Source organism: Xanthomonas cucurbitae (assembly GCF_002939885.1).
GTDB lineage: Bacteria > Pseudomonadota > Gammaproteobacteria > Xanthomonadales > Xanthomonadaceae > Xanthomonas > Xanthomonas cucurbitae.
On record NZ_MDED01000072.1, the window covers coordinates 1 to 5,218 of the forward strand.

Annotated in this window: 4 protein-coding genes; all 4 read left to right on the forward strand. The window is 53.5% G+C overall.

The window, feature by feature from the left end; genetic code table 11:
* Positions 1-515: transposase (locus tag XcuCFBP2542_RS18430; RefSeq protein ID WP_211293036.1), on the forward strand; the 515-nt coding region annotated here is incomplete at its 5' end.
* 341 nt (positions 516-856) lie between these two features.
* Positions 857-2,440 (forward strand): murein biosynthesis integral membrane protein MurJ, encoded by a 1,584-nt coding sequence (murJ, locus tag XcuCFBP2542_RS18435; RefSeq protein ID WP_208800355.1) that lies wholly within the window; start codon positions 857-859, stop codon positions 2,438-2,440.
* Positions 2,441-2,578: 138 nt separating this feature from the next.
* Positions 2,579-2,752 (forward strand): hypothetical protein, encoded by a 174-nt coding sequence (locus tag XcuCFBP2542_RS19655; protein ID WP_158251469.1) that lies wholly within the window; start codon positions 2,579-2,581, stop codon positions 2,750-2,752.
* Positions 2,753-2,947: 195 nt separating this feature from the next.
* Complete coding sequence (locus tag XcuCFBP2542_RS18440; protein WP_104605658.1) at positions 2,948-5,065, forward strand: peptidase domain-containing ABC transporter; 2,118 nt, start codon at positions 2,948-2,950, stop codon at positions 5,063-5,065.
* Positions 5,066-5,218: the final 153 nt, after the last annotated feature.

Consider the following 5,218-nt stretch of genomic DNA (forward strand, 5'->3'; position numbering starts at 1 on the left):
ACCTGTCCGACGCGCTCGATCAGGTGCGGCGCGACGAGTACAAGCGCCTTCAAGGCCAGGATCGCAGCTACATCAAGGGCCAGCGTTACACCTTGCTGAGCAACCGCGAAAACCTGACGCTGGATGGCCGCCGTGCGCTCACCAAGTTGCTGGCGGCCAACAAACGTTTGAACACGGCGTACCTGCTGAAAGAGTCCTTCAGGCAACTGTGGAGCTACCGTACCGAACGTAGTGCACGGGATTTCTTCGAGCGCTGGGAGCAGAGTTTACGCTGGCAGCGGCTGGCGCCCTACCAGAAGTTCGTGCGGGTGATCGAGCGGCACTGGAACGGCATCGCGGCGTACTGCCATCCGGACCACAATGTCAGTCTGGGCCTGGTGGAAGGGCTCAACAACAAGATCCGGGTCATCCAGCGCAGCGCTTACGGCTATCACGACGAGGATTTCCTCAAGCTCAAGATCATCGCCAGCCTCCTGCCGCCACTACCCGAAAACGCTCGATTCCACCCACAGTGATCCGCGAAGACCCAATTTTCCTTGCGACGATTCGCACTGTAAGGTAGAGGCGAGTAGCTCCAAAGTCGAGCGGTCATCGGGCGCCTGCTGATGCCGGGCTCCCAGCAACATCAGCATAGCCCCCTGCTGCTACAATGGCTCGTTTGACAGGCTTCGCCAGTATCCGGTATAAAGTACTAGCTCGCTAAGACTGGCTGCAGCCGGGAAAAAAGCGCGCGAGATGAGCGGTTGGGGGTTTAGGTAGACGCATATAGGGTAACTAAGGGTCCGAAGTTGGCCTTAGCCTTTTTAGATTTGACCATCGGGCATTTAGGATGAAGCGGGATGCTGGGCGCTCGGGATTGTTTCGCAGTCTGATTTCTTTTAGCTCAATGACGCTTGTGTCGCGCGTGCTGGGCCTAATTCGTGATTTAACTATCAATGCCTCCTTTGGCGCAACTGCCGCGAGCGATGCGTTCTGGGTAGCGTTCCGAATCCCAAATTTTCTCAGACGACTATTCGCTGAAGGATCGTTTGCTAGCGCATTTGTTCCCGTATTGGTGGAAGTCAAGTCGCGTCGTCCTCAAGAGCTTCCTGCTTTCGTAGCCAATATGCTGGGGATACTCGGGGCTGCCTTGCTTGTAGTCACTGCTGCAGGCGTCTTGCTGGCACCTTCAGTGGCTTCAGTCTTCAGCTTCGGCGATACGGATGGGGAAAAGGCTCAGCTCACAAGTGAACTGCTTAGAATAACATTCCCATTCATTTTCTTCGTCTCCTTGACAGCCCTGGCTGGAAGTATTCTCAACAGCTTTCAGAAGTTTGCAATACCAGCATTAACTCCGGTTATTCTCAATATCTGCATGATAATTGGTGCGGTATGGGGCTCAAAAGTCGCTAACCCTCCCATTGTGGCCATGGGCTGGGCAGTACTGATCGCCGGAATACTTCAATTGATATTCCAGATACCTTCGTTAGCGCGTCTCGGTTTGTTTGTTTGGCCAAGATGGAACTGGCGGGACTCGGAGGTGCGAAAAGTACTTCGCTTGATGGTACCAACGCTTTTTGGCTCTTCGGTAGCTCAAGTGAATCTCCTGTTTGATACATTCCTGGCGGCCGCCTTAGTTGCTGGATCCCAGACTTGGCTTACACAGGCTGACAGATTCCTTGAGCTTCCTCTAGGACTGTTCGGGATCGCACTCGGCACAGTGATTTTACCCACGCTGTCGCGTCACCATGTCTCAAATGACGGGGGGGCATTTAACGATACGTTGGACTGGGGCATGCGTGTCACTCTGATGATTTCAGCTCCCGCTATGGTCGGACTCGCAACCCTGGCGGAGCCTTTGGTGGCGACGATGTTCCAGCGTGGGAAGTTCACGGCATTCGATACCAATATGGCGGGGATGTCAGTGCTCGCGCTCAGCGTCGGCCTCCCGGCGTTCGCTCTCGTTAAGGTCTTGGTACCTGCATTCTTTTCTCGACAGGACACAAGTACCCCAGTCAGGGCTGGCATTGCGTCACTTGTCGCCAACGCCGTCTTCAATGTGGTGCTGCTTGGCGCACTCCTATCTTATAAAGCCCAAGATTGGCGTGACCGCGGTCTAATGGAAACGCTGGCGAGCACACCTGGCCTACATGTGGCGCTCGGACTGGCGAGTGCGCTGGCCAGCTATGTTAATGTCTTACTTCTATGGTCGGCACTTACAAAGCAGAAAGGCTACATTCGCTCGACAGGGTGGATCAGTTTCTTACTCCGCCTTTGCGCTTCGTGCATTTTAATGGGGTGTGCCATCTATTGCGGCCTGTATTTCGCACCAGATTTTACCTTGTCAGCGGAGGTAGTCAGGATTGGTTGGCTGACAGCATTGGTCGCCCTCGGTTCGAGCGTATACGTACTTTCAATGCTTGCATTCGGCTTCCGTCCCTCCGATCTCTCAAAGCTGTAGATTCAACTGTTTAGAGACATATTTCTGGCGATCTGATCGTTACCGAATCTCTCTGGTTGTTCTGGAGAGCCTGCGTCGCCCCTTCATGAAGAAGGGGCGATCATCTTAATGCTATGTATAACAAATGGAGATTGAAGTATGCGCATCATGAACATGAACGAGATTCAGCAAGTTGGCGGCGGCTTCAGCGAGAACGTCATCACTGTGATTGATAACGGCGAAACCAGCTACGAGGCCCTCAACTGGCAAGGCGCGTTGGAGATCGCGTTTTACTACAACCTTGCCGGACATACCACTCAGAATCTTCGCTAAAGTAGTGGGCTCCCTTCGATAAGAAGGGAGCCATTTTGTGGTGTAGATGCGCCTCTCAGAGCTCTGCCAATTTAGTTATATGGACGTGTTTCCGTTGCTGCGAGGACGGATCCCTCCCTGGATCACTCCTGAGCTCAGAGTCGCTCTCTGCACGAAACCACACACCCACTTCAACCGGACTCTGAAGCGAGTTGCATGGATACGGTAGTTCAGTCTGAAGCCGCTGAATGCGGACTTGCCTGCTTGGCAATGATTGCTTCACATTACGGGAATCGCATAGGTTTACGAGAGCTTCGCCGACGTCATTCTCCTTCGCTAAAAGGTGCGACGCTCTCTCAAGTGATGGACATCGCAGCTCAGATGGGCCTTATGTGCCGCCCATTGCGATTGGATCTAGAGCATCTCACCGAATTGCAGCTCCCCTGCATCCTGCACTGGGATCTGAATCACTTTGTCGTACTCACACGTGTCCGCAAGCGCGACGTCACAGTCTTTGATCCTGCGTTCGGAAAGCGATCGCTTCCCTTGACAGAGTTCTCGCAGCACTTCACCGGAGTTGCCTTGGAGCTTAGCCCGGGAGCAGAGATGCGACCCATGGAACGCCCTCCAGCGATCGCGATCTCGCAGTTGACAGGAAGAGTCAGCGGCTTGTGGCGCGCATTCATGCTCGTCCTAGCGCTTTCGTTGGCACTACAAGTGTTCGTTCTGCTTGCGCCATTTTTCATGCAGTGGGTCGTCGACCAGGCGTTGATCGCGGCTGACCGAGATCTATTGACGGTCCTCGGCCTCGGTTTCGGATTGGCGCTGCTGCTTCAAGTTAGCATCGGTGTTGTGCGAGGGTGGGCGGTAATCCATCTGTCCAATCGTCTCGGCCTGCAATGGACAGGAAACGTCTTTAGTCATTTGATCCGATTGCCTCTGGGCTTCTACGAGAAGCGACATCTAGGCGACATCACCTCTCGCATGAATAGCGTGCAAGCAATTCAACGGACCCTGACTACAAGTTTCGTTGAGGCATTGATTGATGGCCTGATGGCTATCGTCACACTTGGGATGATGCTGCTCTACAGCTGGAAGCTTGCGTTAGCAACGTTGTTCGCAGTCGCGCTCTATCTCGTAGCACGCTCGATGGCATTTCGTACGCTGCGAGACGGCACAGAGCAGCAACTGATCGCATCGGCCCGTCAGCAGAGTCATCTACTGGAAACTATTCGCGGCGTGCAGTCGATAAAAATTGCAGGTAAGGAAACTCAACGTCGCTCGGGCTACTACAACCTTATCAACGAAACCGTCAATCGTGAAGTTTTTCTGGCGCGAATCGGCTTGATCTTTAGCAGCACCAGCCAACTTATCTTTGGCATGGAACGCATCGCAGTTATCTGGATCGGTGCGATACTGGCGATGCAGAACGTTTTCTCAGTGGGCATGCTCATCGCCTACCTCGCTTACAAGGATCAGTTCTCTCAGCGAATCAGCGGATTGATCGACAAGTGGATGGAGTTTCGAATGCTGCGGCTGCATGGCGAACGCCTCTCTGACATAGTTCTAGCCGATCCCGAAGCTACCAGGGGAGAAGCAGTTAACGAGGACTTGCCTATCGATTTGCGCATTGAGGTAAAGGGTTTAGGGTTTCGATATGCTTCAGGAGAACCGTGGATCATTCGGGACTGCAGCTTCACGATTGAGCCTGGAGAGTCGGTAGCTATTGTTGGAGCATCCGGCTGCGGAAAGACCACCTTGCTAAAGCTATTGCTTGGGCTACTTACTCCTACCGAGGGAATAATATGCATAGGTGGAATTCCTTTAACTAAGATAGGAATGGAGAAATATCGCCGCATCATTGGTGCCGTCATGCAGGAAGATCAGCTGTTTGCTGGAAGCATTTGCGAGAACATCGCCTTTGGCGATGAAAGTGTGGACGAAGGGCGAGTGCAAGATGCGGCCAAACTCGCGGCAGTGCATGCCGACATTGCCGCGATGCCAATGGGGTACAACAGCCTGATCGGTGACATGGGTACCACACTGTCGGGTGGTCAGAAGCAGCGGGTAATTCTGGCGCGGGCGCTGTATCGGAAGCCACTGTTACTGCTCCTGGACGAAGCTACTAGTAACCTCGACGTGGAGCGCGAACGTTTGGTAAACAATGCCGTGCGTCAGTTGAAACTGACTAGGGTAATCATTGCACACCGGCCTGAGACGATTGGGAGCGCTGATCGAGTTCTAGTTATGAATGAAGGTGCGATCGTGCACGACCTAAGGCCTTCTGAGCCTCATGGGACAGAGCAGCAGTTGGCCAGTGCGGTGACGGCATGAGCGGGCTGTTTCGTCGAGAGGTCCTCGAAGCAAAGCGAGTAAGTTGGCTTGGAGGCATCTCACTAGTCCTACTGTGTCATAAAAATGTTATTCTGCAGGCAATCCACACCGTGCTGAGATGAACATGGCCGCAGTCAGTCACCAAGCGCGTTT

What these genes read in the sequence shown, in the direction of transcription:
- XcuCFBP2542_RS19655 (WP_158251469.1), top strand. Translation starts at nt 2,579, where the DNA reads ATGCGCATCATGAACATGAACGAGATTCAGCAAGTTGGCGGCGGCTTC.
- XcuCFBP2542_RS18440 (WP_104605658.1), top strand. Translation starts at nt 2,948, where the DNA reads ATGGATACGGTAGTTCAGTCTGAAGCCGCTGAATGCGGACTTGCCTGC.